The sequence below is a fragment of the Pseudomonas sp. Rh2 genome (genome assembly GCF_040762985.1).
Taxonomy (GTDB): Bacteria; Pseudomonadota; Gammaproteobacteria; order Pseudomonadales; family Pseudomonadaceae; genus Aquipseudomonas; species Aquipseudomonas taiwanensis.
Genome location: NZ_CP142890.1, coordinates 4,751,593 through 4,767,118, shown reverse-complemented (window position 1 = coordinate 4,767,118; position 15,526 = coordinate 4,751,593). Strand labels below are relative to the sequence as shown.

The following is a 15,526-nucleotide window of genomic DNA, read 5'->3' as shown; positions in this document are numbered from 1 at the left end:
TCCAATTGAACGAAGACGTGGATCAAAGCGTCAGGAAGCCGTCGTACAGACCATAGGCTGCCACCAGAGCACCGATGACCACGGCGGCGAAGATCAGCTTTTCCACGTTGGTGAAGACAGGTCGGCCAACTTCACGCTTGGCCTTGGCGAACAGGATCACGCCCGGGGCATACAGCAGCGCCGAGAGCAGCAGGTATTTCACACCGCCGGCATACAGCAGCCAGATGGCATACAGCAGCGCGATGGCGCCGATGATCAGGTCTTTCTTGCGTTCGGCCAGGGCCTGTTCATAGGTTTCGCTACGCAGGGCCAGCAGGAAGGCATAGGCCGCCGACCACAGGTAAGGCACCAGGATCATCGAGGTGGCGAGGTAGATCAGCGACAGGTAGGTACTGCTCGAGAACAGCGTGATTACCAGGAAGATCTGCACCATGGCGTTGGTCAGCCACAGGGCATTGGCCGGCACCTGCTTGGCGTTCTCGCGGCGCAGGAACTCCGGCATGGTGTGGTCTTTGGCGGCGGCGAACATGATTTCGGCGCACAGCAGTACCCACGACAGCAGGGCACCGAGCAAGGAGATGACCAGCCCGACGCTGATCAGCACGGCACCCCAGTGGCCGACCACATGCTCGAGCACCGCAGCCATCGATGGGTTTTGCAGCTTGGCCAGCTCTGGTTGGGTCATCACGCCCAGCGACAGCACATTGACCAACACCAGGAACAGCAGCACCGTGATGAAACCGATGACAGTGGCCTTGCCGACGTCCGAGCGTTTTTCCGCACGAGACGAGAAGATGCTTGCGCCTTCGATGCCGATGAACACCCAGACGGTGACCAGCATCATGTTGCGCACCTGATTCATCACGCTGCCAAGCTCTGGCGTGCCCAGGGCCCAGATGTCGGCGGTGAAGATATCGAGCCTGAAGGCGAACAGGCAGATCAGGGCGAACAGCACCAGCGGCACGACCTTGGCCACCGTGGTCACCAGGTTGATGAACGCCGCTTCCTTGATGCCGCGCAGTACCAGGAAGTGTACTGCCCAGAGCAGGACCGACGCGCCGACGATGGCGGCAGGCGTATTGCCTTCGCCAAAGATCGGGAAGAAGTACCCCAAGGTACTGAACAGCAGGACGAAGTAGCCGACGTTGCCCAGCCAGGCACTGATCCAGTAACCCCAGGCCGAGGAGAAGCCCATGTAGTCGCCAAAGCCCGCCTTGGCGTAGGCGTATACCCCGCCATCCAGGTCAGGCTTGCGGTTGGCCAGGGTCTGGAACACGAAGGCCAGGGTCAGCATCCCCACGGCGGTGATGGCCCAGCCGATCAACACGGCACCGACACCGGCGCTGGCCGCCATGTTTTGCGGCAGCGAGAAGATGCCGCCGCCAATCATCGAGCCGACGACAAGTGCAACTAACGCACCAAGTTTTAGTTTTCCGGACGAATCAGACATTTAACAACTCCTACCAGGAGAAAGTTGACGTCAGAGTAAATCTGACGCCTGGATCATTAGCTGACGTGGGTCAGCTGATGACGACGTGAAGTGGGAAAATTCCTTCACGTAGCTCCTGGAGCGTGCCGACAGCTCTGCTGCAGGCCTCGTGCGCTGGCACCTCCATGTCTTTCTAGAGCAAACGCTCTGTTCAGCCTGCGAAGTCTGAAACTAGCCGCTTTTGCCGCTTTCGCAAATTTTTCACGATAATTTCGAGTGCTATCACTTTCTTTTCTGGCGACCTCTCAATGGCGGTTTTTTCCGCAGGCTTGGCATAGACAACGCAGTTCTGAGTGCTATAGCTTTAATGGCTTGCGCTCATATAAACCGGCTTTGTTATATGAGTGTGTAGCTGTTTCAAATGAATGACAGCGCACAAGAAGGAGGCCCATGAGCGAACCGGGACAAAAGCTGCGCCTTGGCGCATTGATCGCGTTGGTGGTCGGTTCGATGATTGGTGGCGGCATCTTCTCGCTGCCGCAGAACATGGCCGCCCGCGCCGATGTCGGTGCCGTGCTCATCGGTTGGGCCATCACTGCCGTGGGCATGCTGGCGTTGGCCTTCGTGTTCCAGACGCTGGCCAACCGCAAGCCGGAGCTTGACTCTGGGGTGTACGCCTACGCCAAGGCGGGCTTTGGCGAGTACATGGGTTTCTCCTCGGCCTGGGGTTACTGGATCAGTGCCTGGCTGGGCAACGTCGGCTACTTCGTCCTGCTGTTCAGCACCCTGGGCTTCTATTTCCCCGTGTTCGGCGAGGGCAACACGCCGGTGGCCATCGGTTGCGCCTCGCTGTTGCTGTGGGCGGTGCACTTCCTGGTACTGCGTGGTATCAAGGAAGCGGCATTCATCAACCAGGTGACCACGGTGGCCAAGGTCGTGCCGTTACTGATCTTCATCGTGATCGCCGCCTTCGCTTTTCGCGCCGACATCTTTACCCGCGATATCTGGGGCTTGAGCAACCCGCAGTTCGGCAACGTGCTGAACCAGGTGCGCAACATGATGCTGGTGACGGTGTTCGTGTTCATCGGTATCGAAGGCGCCAGCGTGTACTCCGGTCGTGCGCAGCGCCGCTCGGATGTCGGCAAGGCCACGGTGATCGGCTTTCTCGGCGTACTGGCGCTGTTGGTGTTGGTGAACGTGCTGTCTCTGGGGGTAATGACCCAACCAGAACTCGCCGGCCTACAGAACCCGTCGCTGGCATCGGTTCTCGAGCATATCGTCGGGCCGTGGGGGGCACTGCTGATCAGTATCGGCCTGGCGATCTCGCTGCTTGGGGCCTTGTTGTCCTGGGCCTTGTTGTGCGCCGAGATTCTCTACGCCACGGCGCGGGACAAGACCATGCCGCGATTCCTGGCGAAGGAAAACGCCAACCACGTGCCCGCAAACGCGCTTTGGCTGACCAACTGCATGATCCAGGGCTTCCTGCTGATTACCCTGTTCTCGGCCGGTACGTATACCAGCCTGATCTACCTGGCATCGTCCATGATCCTGGTGCCGTACCTGTGGTCGGCGGCTTATGCGGTGTTGCTGGCGCTGCGTGGTGAAACCTATTCCGGCCAGGGCGCACTGCGGCGCAAGGACCTGCTGGTGGCGATGGTGGCGCTGCTCTATGCGATCTGGCTGCTGTATGCCGGTGGGCTCAAGTATTTGCTGCTGTCGGCGCTGCTGTATGCCCCGGGGGTGATCCTGTTCGCCCGCGCCAAGCGAGAGCAGGGGGAGGTCTTGTTCACCACCTGGGAAAAGCTGATTTTCACTGCCGTGCTGGTGGGGGCGGGGTTGGCGGCGTATGCCCTGTATTCAGGGTTGCTGAGCCTGTGATGCTTCAGTGTCGAGCGCTGCTGCTCGCTCGGGGCGTGACCAGATCCACAGGTTGCCGAGCGTCATGCCGGTAATGGCCAGGAACACCGGCCAGCGGTGTTCGAGAAAAATCAGCATCAAGGCCGCACACACCAGCATGCTGAAGGTGGCGCTGATCTTGGCGCGACGCTGGATCACCTTGCCATTGCGCCAGTTGCGCAGAATCGGCCCGAACACCCCATGATTCTCCAGCCAGGCCGAGAGGCGCGGGGAACTGCGGGTGGCGGCCCAGGCGGCCAGGAGAATGAATTCGGTGGTTGGCAGACCGGGAATGACGATCGCGACCAGGCCGATGCCCAGGCTGACATAAGCCAGGGTGGCGTAAAGCAAGCGGGACAGTTTCGAGCGGGCAGGTCGTGTCATGGTCTCACTGCGAAAAACGGTTGGCCACCGCAAGGGTGGCCGGGTAGAGCGTATCAGGCCAGCGCAGCATCGGCGGCGTAGGCGTGCTTAAGCAGTTCGGTGAAGCGTTCGAATGCCGCGACAGCACCGCGTTCGACAGCAGCATCTTCCTCGGCCGACAGCTCCAGGCCATCGAGTATACGCGTGAATTGCTTCCAGCCTTCGGCGCGACCGCCGACCGGCTCACCCAGGTGACGTGCGCCGAAATGGTCGGACAACCCCAGCGCCACGGCGCGCTTGATCAGAAACGCGGCGCCCAGTTTGGAGCCTTCGGAGACGAAGATCCAGCCCATGGCTTCACCCAGGCTGGGGTTTCGCAGTGCGCCGGGCGCTGGCGCTGGCACCGGCGTATCGAGGTCAGCGAGGTCCAGCCTGGCCTGCTCGGCGCGGCAACGCGCGGCGAGGTCCGGGACGATGGCGATCAGTTTCGGATCGTTGTACAGCGCCTGCAGTTCGGACTGGAACAGGTACTGGGCAGCGACGAAGCGGGCGAAGCTTTCGCGGGTATCGAACGGTGCGTGGGATTGGACCAGGGCGTCCAGATCGGAGTGGGGGGCCTGGGTTACTTGGTTCAGTCGCTTGGAGCGCAGGGCTGGGCGTTCGGTGGTCATGGGCAATCCTTGGGAAGTTTGGGCTTCTAATGACATAACGAAGCAGCGTGCATTGGAGCGTAAACGTTTTTGTCAGTGATGGCCCTATCGCCGGCAAGCGGGTTCTTGCAGGTGCCGTGCGATAGGGTAACCAAAACGGGTGATCAGATGTCCCAGACCACATTGATGGCGAAGTTACGCCCCGGCATGGTGAGGCGATCGAGGTTGGCCGGCTGGGTCACCGCCGCTTCGCCCTGGCCGTCGTAGCTGCGTACCGAATCCCACTGCCAGTACTTCTTGTCGGTGAGGTTATACAAGCCGGCGTTGAGGGTGACGTCGTCGGTCACTTTGTAGAAGCCGGTCAGGTCCAGGACACCGTAGCCTGGTGTGCGGAATTTCGTGCTCGAACCGTCCGGAGCATAGAAGGCGGTGTCGTCCACGCGAGTCTTGCGCTTGACCAGCGTCCAGCTCAGCAGGCCGCCGAAATTCGGCTGCTCGTAACCCAGTCCGAACACACCGGTCAGCGGGTTGACGGTATTCAGCGGTTGGCCGGTGTCGTCGTTGCGACCATAGGCATAGGCGATCGACGTCTGGGTGTACAGGCCCTGCGGCGCGCCGAAGTGGTCCAGGTTCAAGCGGCCCTTGAATTCGGCGCCCTTGATGGTGGCATGCCTGATGTTGTTGGCCTGGAAGGTCTGCTCCAGGTTGGCGCTTTGCACGGCGTCCTCATCGATGAAGTCGCGGTACTTGTTGTAGAACACCGCCACATCGAAGTGACCGGCATCGAAGTTGCCGCGCAGGCCGGTCTCGTAGCTCTTGCTTTTTTCCGGCTCAAGCCCAGGGTTGCCCTTGACGCTGTAGCCCAGGGTCTGGTTTTCGAAGCGGCCATACATGGACTTGGCGGTCGGTGTGCGGAAGCCTTCGGCGTATTGGCCGTACCAGGTGTAGTTGTCATTGAAGGCATAGGTGATGCCGAACTTGGGCGACACGCGGTGCCACTTCTTGTCCGAGTCGTCGCTATCGGTAGGTGCCGAGGTGCCGGAGCCTTGCAGGCCGCGCAGGTACGCTTCGGTGAACTTGGGCTCCATGCGGGTGTAGTCATAGCGAGCGCCGGGCATGAACGTCCAGTTGTTCCAGCGGATCTCATCCTGGGCGAACAGGCTGTAGGTGTTGACGGTTGGGTCCGGGAAATCGCTGACCAACACCTGGCCGTCACGCGAACTGTCCTGGCCGACGAAGGTGCAGGAGCCTCCGATGTTGAGGCAGGTGCCGGTGCCGCTGCGCGAGCCGGTGACCTTTTCGTGTTTCACGGTGGTGCCGTATGTCAGCACGTGGTCGGTCTGGCCGAGGCTGAAGGCCTTGTCCAGCTGCGCATCGAACACCCACTGGCGGTCCTTGTAAGTGGTCTGGCGTTCGCGCATAACTTCACGGCCCGATGCCGCGTACAGTTCGTCGGTGCGCTGGTCGGTCTTGGCGATCTGGTAGTTCAGGCTCCACTTCACATGGTCGGCGACCAGGCTGTCGAGACCGAACTGGTGATCGATGCCGAAGCGTTCCCGGGTGATGGTGTCGTTACCCTGACGCATGCGATAGGCGTTCATGCCGCCGAAGCCCGGAATGAACGGTCCGCCCACGGCGCTGAGGATATTCTGGTCGCGGTCATCCTTGTAACGCTCGTAGGTGAAACCCAGGCGTGCATCGTCGGCATAGTCCCAGCCCAGTTTGGCCAGCACGTTGGTGGTACGCGCATCCTGCGGGTTGGCTTCGGTGCGGTCCAGGCCGGTGCCGCCGTGGCTGCCGTAGGACTCGGTCTCGTGGCCATTGCGCTGGCTCAGGTGCAGCAGAGCGTCGAAATCGCCCTGGCGACCGGCCACCGTGGCGGAGGTCAGCCAGCTGTCGTCGGCCGAGCTGTAGCCGGTCTTCAGGCGCACACCGGCGTCCTTGCCGGACTTGATGATGTCGTCCGGGTCGAGGGTGAAGTAGCTTACCGCGCCACCGATGGCGTTGCTGCCGTACAGCACTGAGGCTGGGCCACGCAGAATCTCCATCCGCTTGACGATCTCTGGGTCTACATAATTGCGCTGGGTCTGAGCGTAGGGGCCATAGAAGAAACTGTCGGGAATGGACACGCCATCGACCTGGGTGAGAATGCGTTCACCGTCGATGCCGCGGATGTTGTAGCCGTTCAGGCCACTGCGCTGGCCGGTGCCAGCCACCGAAACACCTGGCTCGTAGCGCACCAGGTCCTGGATGTTGTTGACGTTTTGGCGGTCCAACTGTTCACGGTTCTGCACGGTCACGGTGCTGGGCACCTGGCTGACTTCCTGGGCGCTGCGGGTGGCGCTGACGGTCAACTGCTGCAGGGCGATGGCCTTACCGGCCGACTGGCGCTCGAGCACCACGTTGCCGTTGCCGATCTTGCGAAAGCCCAGGCCGGTGCCATGCAACAACTGCTTGAGCGCAGCATCTGGCGGCAGAGAGCCTTGCACGCCTGGGGAGGCGATCCCCTCGGCCAGCGGCGCGCTGAACCCGACCTGCCACCCGGTGACCTGGCTGAACGCATTGATCGCCGCCACCAGCGGTTGCTGGGCAATGTCGAAGCGGTAGTCGCCCATGCGCGGGCTACTGGCTTGGGCCGGCTCGGCGGCCAGCGCCGGCAAGCAGCAGGCGCCGCTGGCAAGCAGGGCCAGGGTCAGTAGGGACAATTGCCCGGTACGGCGGGGAAGGGTGGACGGACGAGCTGGGGCTGTGGACATCGAAAGCGCTCCCTGACGCGCGAACTGTTATAGGTGATGTCTGTTCTCGTTTTTAAACAAGAATCAGTTGCATTGGCTATAACGTGACGGGCGGGGTGCTGCGATCGCGTAAAAATAATCTGGCCGTCGGTGATTCGGCTTGGCGACGGATTGCGGCGATGAGGCCAGGGCAGGATTTCTAGTTGAGAATGACCAGGGCCGGGTACTCATGCAACTGGGCCGACGTGATATGAGCCAGGGCACGCAAGGTTTCCAATGGCTGATCGAGGCGGTAGTTGCCAGTGACGGCTACATCGTCCAGCTGGCTGTTGCGGTTGATGATCCAACCGGGGTAGTAGCGCCGGACCTCCGCCAGCACCTGGCTCAGTGGGCAGTTTTCGAACACCAGGCGGCCGTCGACCCAGGCCAGGTCCTTGTCCATGTCTGGACGTTGGCGCTGGCCGAACCCTTTGGGGCCGACACTGATGCTGTCGCCAGCATTGAGGCGGATACGCTCGTCGCTGGCAGCCAGCAAGTCCACATCGCCACGCTGGACGCGCACCTGGGCTTCGCCATCGAGGTAGCGTACGGCGAAATCGGTGTCCCGCACCTGGGCGCGTAGTGGGCCTGCTTGCACTTCCAGCGGCAGTTGGGCGCCGCCGGGTACCTGGAAGTAAGCCTCGCCTTGTAGCAGCCGCGCGATCGACCGGCCGTCGCGCTGGTCGCTGGCCAAGGCTGAATGGGTGTTGAGCAGCACCTTGGCGCCACCGTCCAATGCCAGCCGCTGACGTTCGCCAACCACGGTCAGATGATCGGCTTGCAGGCGTATCGGCAGGTTGCCGAAGGCGAACAGACCCACCATCAGGACGGCAGCGGTGGCCAAGGGTTTCCAGTGACGTCGCAGGCGCCCATGCAAGGAGCGGCGCTGCTCCTGGTTCAGTTGCAGCGCCGCCTTGCGCAAAGCGGCACCATTCCACAGCGCCTCTGCTTCGACATAGGCCTCGGCGTTTTCCGGCGCGGCGCTCAGCCATGCCTCGAAGGCACGGGTATCGTCTTGGTCAGCGCATTGCAGGCGGATGAGCCAGTCCAGCGCCTCGTCCATGGCACGGGCACGGGCGTCGGGCCCGGCAGGTGACGAGTGAGTGACGGGGCTGTCGGTCACGGGTAATCCTTGAAATGATTTTCCACGAATGATCAAGGCTTGGGTCAGGCATGGCAAGGGCCTGGCCGTGCCAATCAGGCGGGCGGTCGGCTTACTTGAGGCGGTCGGCCACACCCATGCAGATGGCCATGATCAGCTTCAGTTCCTTCTGTACCGTGCTGGCCGAGACGTTCAGTTGCTCGGCGATTTCCAGGTAGCTGGCGCCCTGCAGGCGGCTGAGAATGAAGATGCGTTGCTGGCGAGGGGTAAGCTGGCCAAGGCTCACGCTCAGGCGTTTGAGTATCTGTTCGGCGTGGGCGGCGTCTTCGCTGCTGCTGGTCGGTGCGGCGACGTTGTGCAAGACCTCTTCGGGCACGTCATCGACCAGGGTACGCGACTGCATCCGGCGCGTGCGCAGGTGGTCCAGTGCCAGGTTGCGCGCGGTCTGGAAAACGAACGGTTCCAGGTGTTCGATGGGACGCTCGCTCAGAGCACGGGAAACCCGCAGGTAGGTTTCCTGCAGCAAGTCCTCGGCGGTGCTGGGGTTGCCCACCATGCGCTGCAGGGTGCGCAGCAAGCTAAGGCGCTGAACGAGGAAGACGGAGTTGAACCGGGACTGACTCACGGTGGGACCTGGCCGATGAAAAGTTAATGATAATGCTTATCATCCGCTCGCAGGGTCAAGCCCGAAAGTGTTAGTAAAAGGTAAAGATTGTCGGCAGTGCAGTTAAATGAGTTGCTGTAGAGGCCTCTCGCGAGACAAGCCTGCCTGCTCCCACTGGGAGCAGGCTTGCCGGCGACACGGCCGAGGGATCAGCGCGCGCTGCACAAAGCCAGGCAGTTATCCAGCATGCGGTTGGAGAACCCCCACTCGTTGTCGTACCAGGCCAGTACCTTGAGCATGCGTCCGTTGGCGCGGGTGTGGTTGGCGTCGAAGATCGACGACAGCGGGTTATGGTTGAAGTCGCACGACACCAGCGGCAGGGCGTTGTAGCCCAGCACCTTGGAATGCCGGCTCGCCTCCAGGAACAGTTGGTTGACCTCGTCGCTGCTGACCTCGCGCTTGAGGTTGACGGTGAGGTCGACCAGCGACACGTTGATCACCGGCACTCGCACGGCCATGCCGGTGAGCTTGCCGGCCAGTTCCGGGAGTACCAGGCCGACCGCCTCGGCCGCGCCGGTCTTGCTCGGAATCATCGACTGGGTGGCCGAGCGTGCCCGGTACGGGTCGCTGTGGTACACATCGGTCAGCACCTGGTCATTGGTGTAGGCGTGGATGGTGGTCATCAGCCCTTGCTCGATGCCGAACTCACGGTGCAGCACCTGGGCGATCGGCGCCAGGCAGTTGGTGGTGCACGAGGCATTGGAGATGATCTGGTGCGAGGCGCGCAGGATGTCGTGGTTGACGCCATAGACCACGGTGGCATCGGCGCCCTTGGCCGGTGCCGAGACAATCACCTTGCCGGCTCCCGCGGCCAGGTGGGCAGCCGCCTTGGCCCGTTCGGTGAACAGGCCGGTGCATTCGAATACCACGTCGATCGCTTCGGCTTTCCAGGGCAGTTCGGCCGGGTTGCGGATGGCACTGACGGCGATGCGGTCGCCGTTGACCGTGATGCTCTCATGGTCTGCCTCGACGATGGCGTCGAAGGTGCCATGCACGCTGTCGTATTTGAGCAGATGGGCGTTCATCGCGCTGTCACCCAGGTCGTTGATGGCGACGACCTGCAAGTCCTGGCGGTAGCCTTGGGTATACAGTGCGCGCAGGACATTGCGCCCGATGCGGCCGAATCCATTGATCGCGATACGAAGGGTCATGGCATTACCTCTGGCAGTCCGAGTGAAGCTTGTGGCAAAAAGGAGCTTCACTGAAACGGTTTTGTTGTTGGAATTACAAGATTATTCACTGGCAGATAGAAAACAAGCCTTTTTGATGGCAGTATTTTGTTTAAATATACAACGAGTGGTTGGGAAAGCCCCTTTGTCGATGCGTCAGGCCCTGTTTCCATGAGCCTAGGTGGCAATCGTTTGAAGGGGAAATGCCCCGGTAAACCGCCCTTACCGTTAGTCTGGAGTCCAGTACATGCATCCGCGCATCCTTGAGGTTACCCAACGGCTGGTCGAGCGCAGCCGTGCCACCCGTGAACGCTACTTGCAGCTGATTCGAGGGGCGGCGACCGACGGACCCATGCGTGCCAGCCTGCAGTGCGCTAACTTCGCCCACGGTGTGGCCGGTTGCGGCGCTCAGGACAAGCAAAGCCTGCGAATGATGAACGCGGCCAACGTCGCCATCGTCTCGGCCTACAACGACATGCTCTCGGCGCATCAGCCCTATCTGCACTTCCCCGACCAGATCAAGCGAGCCCTTCGTGAGGTCGGCTCGGTCGGCCAGTTCGCAGGTGGCGTACCTGCCATGTGCGATGGCGTGACCCAGGGTGAGCCGGGCATGGAGTTGGCCATTGCCAGCCGCGAAGTGATCGCCATGTCCACAGCGGTCGCCCTGTCGCACAACATGTTCGACGCCGCATTGATGCTGGGTATCTGCGACAAGATCGTGCCCGGATTGATGATGGGGGCACTGCGCTTCGGGCATCTGCCGACCATCTTCGTGCCAGGTGGCCCCATGCCCTCGGGTATCTCTAACAAGGAGAAGGCCGATGTGCGCCAGCGTTACGCCGAGGGCAAGGCCACCCGCGAGCAGCTGCTGGAATCGGAAATGAAGTCCTACCACAGCCCCGGGACCTGCACCTTCTACGGCACCGCCAACACCAACCAGCTGGTCATGGAAGTGATGGGCCTGCACCTGCCGGGAGCCTCGTTCGTAAACCCTTACACCCCACTGCGCGAGGCGCTGACTGCCGAGGCCGCCCAGCAGGTCACCCGGATGACCAAGGCCAGCGGCAACTTCATGCCCTTGGGCGAAATCGTCGATGAGAAAGCGCTGGTCAATTCCATCGTCGCCTTGCATGCCACCGGTGGCTCCACCAATCACACCCTGCACATTCCTGCCATTGCCCAGGCGGCGGGCATTCAGCTGACGTGGCAGGACATGGCCGACCTGTCCGAGGTGGTGCCGACCTTGTCTCACGTCTATCCGAACGGCAAGGCTGACATCAACCACTTCCAGGCGGCGGGCGGCATGTCGTTCCTGATCCGCGAGCTGCTCGATGCCGGGCTGCTGCACGAGGACGTCAACACCGTGGCTGGCCACGGCCTGCGCCGTTATACGCAGGAGCCGTTCCTGGAGGATGGCAAGTTGGTATGGCGCGAAGGCCCGACTCAAAGCCTGGACGAAAGCATCCTGCGTCCGGTGGCGCGGCCGTTTTCGGCCGAAGGTGGCCTGCGGGTGATGGAGGGCAACCTCGGCCGTGGTGTGATGAAGGTGTCTGCCGTGGCGGCTGAACATCAGGTCGTCGAGGCTCCGGCCCGGGTGTTCCACGACCAGCAATCCCTGGCCGATGCCTTCAAGGCCGGCGAGCTGGAGCGCGATTTCGTTGCCGTGGTGCGCTTCCAGGGGCCACGTTGCAATGGCATGCCAGAGCTGCACAAGCTGACGCCGTTCCTCGGGGTGCTGCAAGACCGCGGCTACAAGGTGGCACTGGTGACCGACGGGCGCATGTCCGGTGCTTCGGGCAAGATCCCGGCAGCGATCCACGTTTGTCCCGAAGCCTTTGACGGTGGCCCGCTGGCACGGGTGCGCGATGGTGATATCGTGCGCGTCGATGGTGTCGAAGGCACGCTGCGGGTGATGGTTTCCAATGAGGAACTGGCCAGCCGCGATCTGCCGCCAGCGCCCCAGGGCAACGACCTAGGCTGCGGGCGCGAGCTGTTCGGCTTCATGCGTATGGCGTTCAGCCCGGCCGAGAAGGGGGCAAGCGCCTTTACCTCGGCTCTGGAGAACCTCAAATGAAGGCATTGCTGGTCGGCGACATCGGTGGCACCAATGCACGTTTTGCCCTGTGGCGCGACAACCAGCTCAAGGCCGTGAAGGTACTGGCGACAGCGGACTACACCAGCCCCGAACAGGCCATCGAGGCTTACCTGGCCGAGCAGGGTATCGCCCGCGGCGGCCTTGAGGCCGTGTGCCTGGCAGTGGCAGGGCCTGTGAGTGGCGACGAGTTTCGCTTCACCAACAATCACTGGCGCCTGAGCCGTAGCGCCTTCTGCCAGACGTTGCAGGTCGAACGGTTGCTGCTGCTCAATGACTTTTCCGCCATGGCCCTGGGGATGACCCGCCTGCGTGAAGGCGAGTTCCGCGAGGTTTGTCCAGGGACGCCAGACCTCTCGCGACCCGCGCTGGTCATCGGCCCGGGAACGGGTCTGGGAGTCGGTAGCTTGTTGCGCCTGGAGGATCAGCGTTGGCTGGCTTTGCCGGGCGAGGGCGGGCATGTTGACCTGCCGGTGGGCAATGCCCGTGAAGCGGCTATCCATCAGCAGATCCACAGCCAGATTGGCCATGTGAGCGCCGAGACCGTGCTCAGTGGGGGGGGCTGGTGCGCTTGTATCAAGCCATTTGCGCGCTGGATGGCCAAGCCCCGCGACACAAGACCCCTGCCGAGGTCACCGACGCCGCGCTGGCCGGTGAGCCACGGGCGCTGGAGGTGATCGAGCAGTTCTGCCGGTTCCTCGGACGGGTGGCCGGTAACAATGTTCTTACCTTGGGCGCGCGGGGCGGAGTCTATATTGTCGGCGGTGTGATTCCGCGTTTTGCCGAGTTGTTCCTGAGCAGCGGTTTTGCCACGAGCTTCGCTGACAAGGGCTGCATGAGCGGTTACTTCGCTGGCGTCCCGGTGTGGTTGGTGACGGCTGAGTTTTCCGGCTTGCTGGGCGCCGGGGTGGCGTTAGGGCAGGCGCTGGATCACTGAGTTTCCAGAAAAGGGGCGCTGTTGCGCCCCCGATTGGCAGAGAGGAGCCGGCTTGCCGGCGATTGGGGCGCGAAGCGGCCCATGCAGCAGGCGACCAAGACCTGCGACAACGAGAGGGCGGGATACCTTGAGCACTGCCGGAAAATCGATCCTCATGGTCGACGATGACCAGGAGATCCGTGAACTGTTGCAAACCTACTTGAGTCGTGCCGGTTTCCAGGTGCATGCCGAAGCCGACGGTCAGGGATTTCGCCGGGCACTGGAAAACACCCCCTGCGACTTGGTGATCCTGGATGTCATGCTGCCCGACGAAGACGGTTTCAGCCTGTGCCGCTGGATTCGCCAGCACCCTCGTCAATCGCGGGTGCCGATCATCATGCTCACCGCCAGCTCCGACGAAGCCGACCGGGTGATCGGCCTGGAACTGGGGGCCGACGATTACCTGGGCAAGCCGTTCAGCCCCCGTGAACTTCAGGCGCGCATCAAGGCGCTATTGCGTCGTGCCGAGTTTGGCCAGGCCACGCCCAACGGGGTGGTGCTGGCCTTCGACGACTGGCGTCTGGACACGGTCAGTCACCGCCTGTTCCACCGCGATGGCGAGGAAGTGACCCTGTCCGGCGCCGACTTCGCCTTGCTCAAGCTGTTTCTCGATCACCCCCAGCAGATTCTCGACCGCGACACCATTGGCAACGCCACCCGTGGCCGCGAGCCGATGCCCCTGGATCGCATCGTCGACATGGGCGTGAGCCGCCTGCGTCAACGCTTGCGTGATACCGACAAGCCGCCGCGGTTGATCCGTACTGTGCGCGGCAGTGGTTACCTGCTGGCCGCCAATGTCCACTGCACGTCCTGAGCGGCGCTGGCGCCTGCTGCCTCGCTCGTTGCTGGGGCGCATGCTGCTGCTGACCCTGTTGGTGGTGCTGGTCGCCCAGGGCCTGTCGAGCGTGATCTGGGTGGCTCAGTTGCGGGCCAGCCAGTTGCAGGGGCTGCGTGCCAGCGCCGCCAGCCTTGCCCATTCCATGAGTGCCAGTGTCAGCTATTTCCGCTCGTTGCCGGTGGCTTTCCGGCCGATGGTCCTGGACCAGTTGCGCAGCATGGGTGGCACGCGCTTCTTCGTCTCGCTCAACGACAAGCCACTGGAGATGCCGGTGCTGCCCATCACGCCGCGTAAGCAGGCAGTGATCGAGGTGTTTCAGCAAGTGCTGCACGAACGGCTCGGGCCGCAGATGGAGATCTCCGTCGAGTTCGTCAGCCCCGATGACCTGCGTATCTTCAATAGCGGCCTGAAGCTCGACGAGCTGCCGCGCTCCTGGGCGCACTATTCGCTGACCCTGGAACCGCTCAACCCGCCTGTGCTGGTGACGCAGATCCGTCTGGGCGAGGGCGAGTGGCTGTACATCGCGTCGCTGCTGCCCGAGCCCTATACCAGCCTGGAGGCCGAGCGCCTGCCACGCCAGCAGATCGGTTTCATCGTGCTGACCACTGCATTGCTGTTGCTGTTCATCGGTCTGTTGGTGCACTGGCAGAGCTGGCCGCTCAAGCGTCTGGCCCGGGCGGCGCGGGAGATGTCGCTGGGGGCCGATGTGGCGCCCGTGGTCGAAGGTGGTGGCAGCGAGGTGGCCGAAGTGGGCCGCGCCTTCAACAACATGCGCGAGCGCATCAGCCGCTACCTCACGGAGCGCTCCCAGCTGTTCAGCGCCATTTCCCATGACCTGCGAACGCCCATCACTCGCTTGCGTCTGCGGGTCGAACTGTTGGAGGACGAGCGCCTGCAAGCCAAGTTCAGCCAGGACCTGGATGAGCTGGAGTTGCTGGTCAAGGGTGCGTTGCAATGCGTGAAGGACACCGACATTCACGAGAACATCGAGCCGATCGACCTCAACCAGGTGTTGGAAATCCTTGCCGAGCCATACCTGGGCGATGGCAGGATCACGCTCGAGGGGCGCGCCCTGGCGGCGTATCCGGGCAAGCCGCTGGCCTTGCGCCGGTGCATCGGCAACCTGATCGACAATGCCATCAAGTACGGCGAGCGGGCGCATTTGCGCATCCTCGACAGTGCCGAGGGGTTTGTCCTGCAAGTGGATGACCAGGGCCCCGGGGTGCCGGAGCAGCGCCTGGAGCAGGTGTTCGAGCCCCACTTCCGCTTGGCCGGGCAGCAGCAAGGGTACGGATTGGGCCTGGGGATTGCGCGCAACATCGCCCATAGCCATGGGGGAGAGGTGAGTCTGCTCAACCTGCGCGAGGGTGGGTTGAGGGTGACGTTGTACCTGCCGCGTGGGGCCGATTGACTGGGCGGTCGGTGGCGGCCCTCCACGGGTGCTCCTAGGCGGTTGTGCGCGCAGTGGACAGTGAATGTAACCAAACGATGACATTCGCACATCGCTTCGTTACCTGGCGTGGTCCGTGCGCTGATTAGACTCATGCCATGCAAGCGACAGTCTTGCCCGGCA

Annotated in this window: 12 protein-coding genes and 1 pseudogene; 6 read left to right on the top strand and 7 right to left on the bottom strand. The window is 62.4% G+C overall.

Annotated elements, in window-relative coordinates; translation table 11 throughout:
- Window positions 1–22: 22 nt before the first annotated feature.
- Complete coding sequence (arcD, locus tag VXM67_RS21760) at window positions 23–1,450, bottom strand: arginine-ornithine antiporter (RefSeq protein WP_023382107.1); 1,428 nt, start codon at window positions 1,448–1,450, stop codon at window positions 23–25.
- A 429-nt stretch (window positions 1,451–1,879) separates the two neighbouring features.
- On the opposite strand from arcD (VXM67_RS21760), the gene arcD (VXM67_RS21755) reads away from it, so the two are divergent.
- The gene (gene arcD / locus VXM67_RS21755) at window positions 1,880–3,307 is read left to right on the top strand and encodes an arginine-ornithine antiporter (RefSeq protein WP_027906577.1); all 1,428 of its coding nucleotides are present in this window, start codon (window positions 1,880–1,882) and stop codon (window positions 3,305–3,307) included.
- Here the strand turns inward: arcD (VXM67_RS21755) and VXM67_RS21750 are convergent.
- The 6 genes from VXM67_RS21750 to gap form a co-directional block, all read right to left on the bottom strand.
- Window positions 3,287–3,709: a YbaN family protein gene (locus VXM67_RS21750; protein WP_023382105.1), complete on the bottom strand. Its 423-nt coding sequence runs from the start codon at window positions 3,707–3,709 to the stop codon at window positions 3,287–3,289. The two genes, arcD (VXM67_RS21755) and VXM67_RS21750, sit on opposite strands and share 21 nt — an antisense overlap.
- A gap of 53 nt (window positions 3,710–3,762) precedes the next feature.
- The gene (locus VXM67_RS21745; RefSeq protein WP_023382104.1) at window positions 3,763–4,359 is read right to left on the bottom strand and encodes a biliverdin-producing heme oxygenase; all 597 of its coding nucleotides are present in this window, start codon (window positions 4,357–4,359) and stop codon (window positions 3,763–3,765) included.
- A 143-nt stretch (window positions 4,360–4,502) separates the two neighbouring features.
- On the bottom strand, window positions 4,503–7,094 hold the full coding sequence (locus VXM67_RS21740) for a TonB-dependent receptor (protein WP_023382103.1): 2,592 nt from the start codon (window positions 7,092–7,094) through the stop codon (window positions 4,503–4,505).
- 178 nt (window positions 7,095–7,272) lie between these two features.
- Window positions 7,273–8,235 (bottom strand): FecR domain-containing protein, encoded by a 963-nt coding sequence (locus VXM67_RS21735; RefSeq protein ID WP_027906574.1) that lies wholly within the window; start codon window positions 8,233–8,235, stop codon window positions 7,273–7,275.
- A 91-nt stretch (window positions 8,236–8,326) separates the two neighbouring features.
- A complete protein-coding gene (locus VXM67_RS21730) occupies window positions 8,327–8,839 on the bottom strand; it encodes a sigma-70 family RNA polymerase sigma factor (RefSeq protein ID WP_023382101.1) in 513 nt (170 codons plus the stop codon).
- 188 nt (window positions 8,840–9,027) lie between these two features.
- Complete coding sequence (gap, locus tag VXM67_RS21725) at window positions 9,028–10,029, bottom strand: type I glyceraldehyde-3-phosphate dehydrogenase (RefSeq protein WP_023382100.1); 1,002 nt, start codon at window positions 10,027–10,029, stop codon at window positions 9,028–9,030.
- On the opposite strand from gap, the gene VXM67_RS21720 reads away from it, so the two are divergent.
- The 5 genes and pseudogenes from VXM67_RS21720 (at window position 10,028) to VXM67_RS21700 (ending at window position 15,364) form a co-directional block, all read left to right on the top strand.
- A complete protein-coding gene (locus tag VXM67_RS21720) occupies window positions 10,028–10,222 on the top strand; it encodes a hypothetical protein (RefSeq protein WP_148299931.1) in 195 nt (64 codons plus the stop codon). The genes gap and VXM67_RS21720 overlap by 2 nt on opposite strands.
- Window positions 10,223–10,294: 72 nt before the next feature.
- Window positions 10,295–12,121 (top strand): phosphogluconate dehydratase, encoded by a 1,827-nt coding sequence (gene edd / locus VXM67_RS21715; protein ID WP_023382099.1) that lies wholly within the window; start codon window positions 10,295–10,297, stop codon window positions 12,119–12,121.
- A pseudogene (locus VXM67_RS21710) lies at window positions 12,118–13,076 on the top strand (glucokinase). Before edd ends, VXM67_RS21710 begins: the two are co-directional and overlap by 4 nt.
- Window positions 13,077–13,203: 127 nt before the next feature.
- Window positions 13,204–13,929 (top strand): response regulator, encoded by a 726-nt coding sequence (locus VXM67_RS21705; protein WP_027906573.1) that lies wholly within the window; start codon window positions 13,204–13,206, stop codon window positions 13,927–13,929.
- On the top strand, window positions 13,910–15,364 hold the full coding sequence (locus tag VXM67_RS21700) for an ATP-binding protein (protein ID WP_023382096.1): 1,455 nt from the start codon (window positions 13,910–13,912) through the stop codon (window positions 15,362–15,364). Before VXM67_RS21705 ends, VXM67_RS21700 begins: the two co-directional genes overlap by 20 nt.
- Window positions 15,365–15,526: the final 162 nt, after the last annotated feature.

What these genes read in the sequence shown, in the direction of transcription:
- VXM67_RS21700 (WP_023382096.1), top strand. Translation starts at nt 13,910, where the DNA reads ATGTCCACTGCACGTCCTGAGCGGCGCTGGCGCCTGCTGCCTCGCTCG.
- gap (WP_023382100.1), bottom strand. Translation starts at nt 10,029, where the DNA reads ATGACCCTTCGTATCGCGATCAATGGATTCGGCCGCATCGGGCGCAAT.
- edd (WP_023382099.1), top strand. Translation starts at nt 10,295, where the DNA reads ATGCATCCGCGCATCCTTGAGGTTACCCAACGGCTGGTCGAGCGCAGC.
- VXM67_RS21740 (WP_023382103.1), bottom strand. Translation starts at nt 7,094, where the DNA reads ATGTCCACAGCCCCAGCTCGTCCGTCCACCCTTCCCCGCCGTACCGGG.
- VXM67_RS21720 (WP_148299931.1), top strand. Translation starts at nt 10,028, where the DNA reads ATGGCATTACCTCTGGCAGTCCGAGTGAAGCTTGTGGCAAAAAGGAGC.
- arcD (WP_023382107.1), bottom strand. Translation starts at nt 1,450, where the DNA reads ATGTCTGATTCGTCCGGAAAACTAAAACTTGGTGCGTTAGTTGCACTT.
- arcD (WP_027906577.1), top strand. Translation starts at nt 1,880, where the DNA reads ATGAGCGAACCGGGACAAAAGCTGCGCCTTGGCGCATTGATCGCGTTG.
- VXM67_RS21750 (WP_023382105.1), bottom strand. Translation starts at nt 3,709, where the DNA reads ATGACACGACCTGCCCGCTCGAAACTGTCCCGCTTGCTTTACGCCACC.
- VXM67_RS21745 (WP_023382104.1), bottom strand. Translation starts at nt 4,359, where the DNA reads ATGACCACCGAACGCCCAGCCCTGCGCTCCAAGCGACTGAACCAAGTA.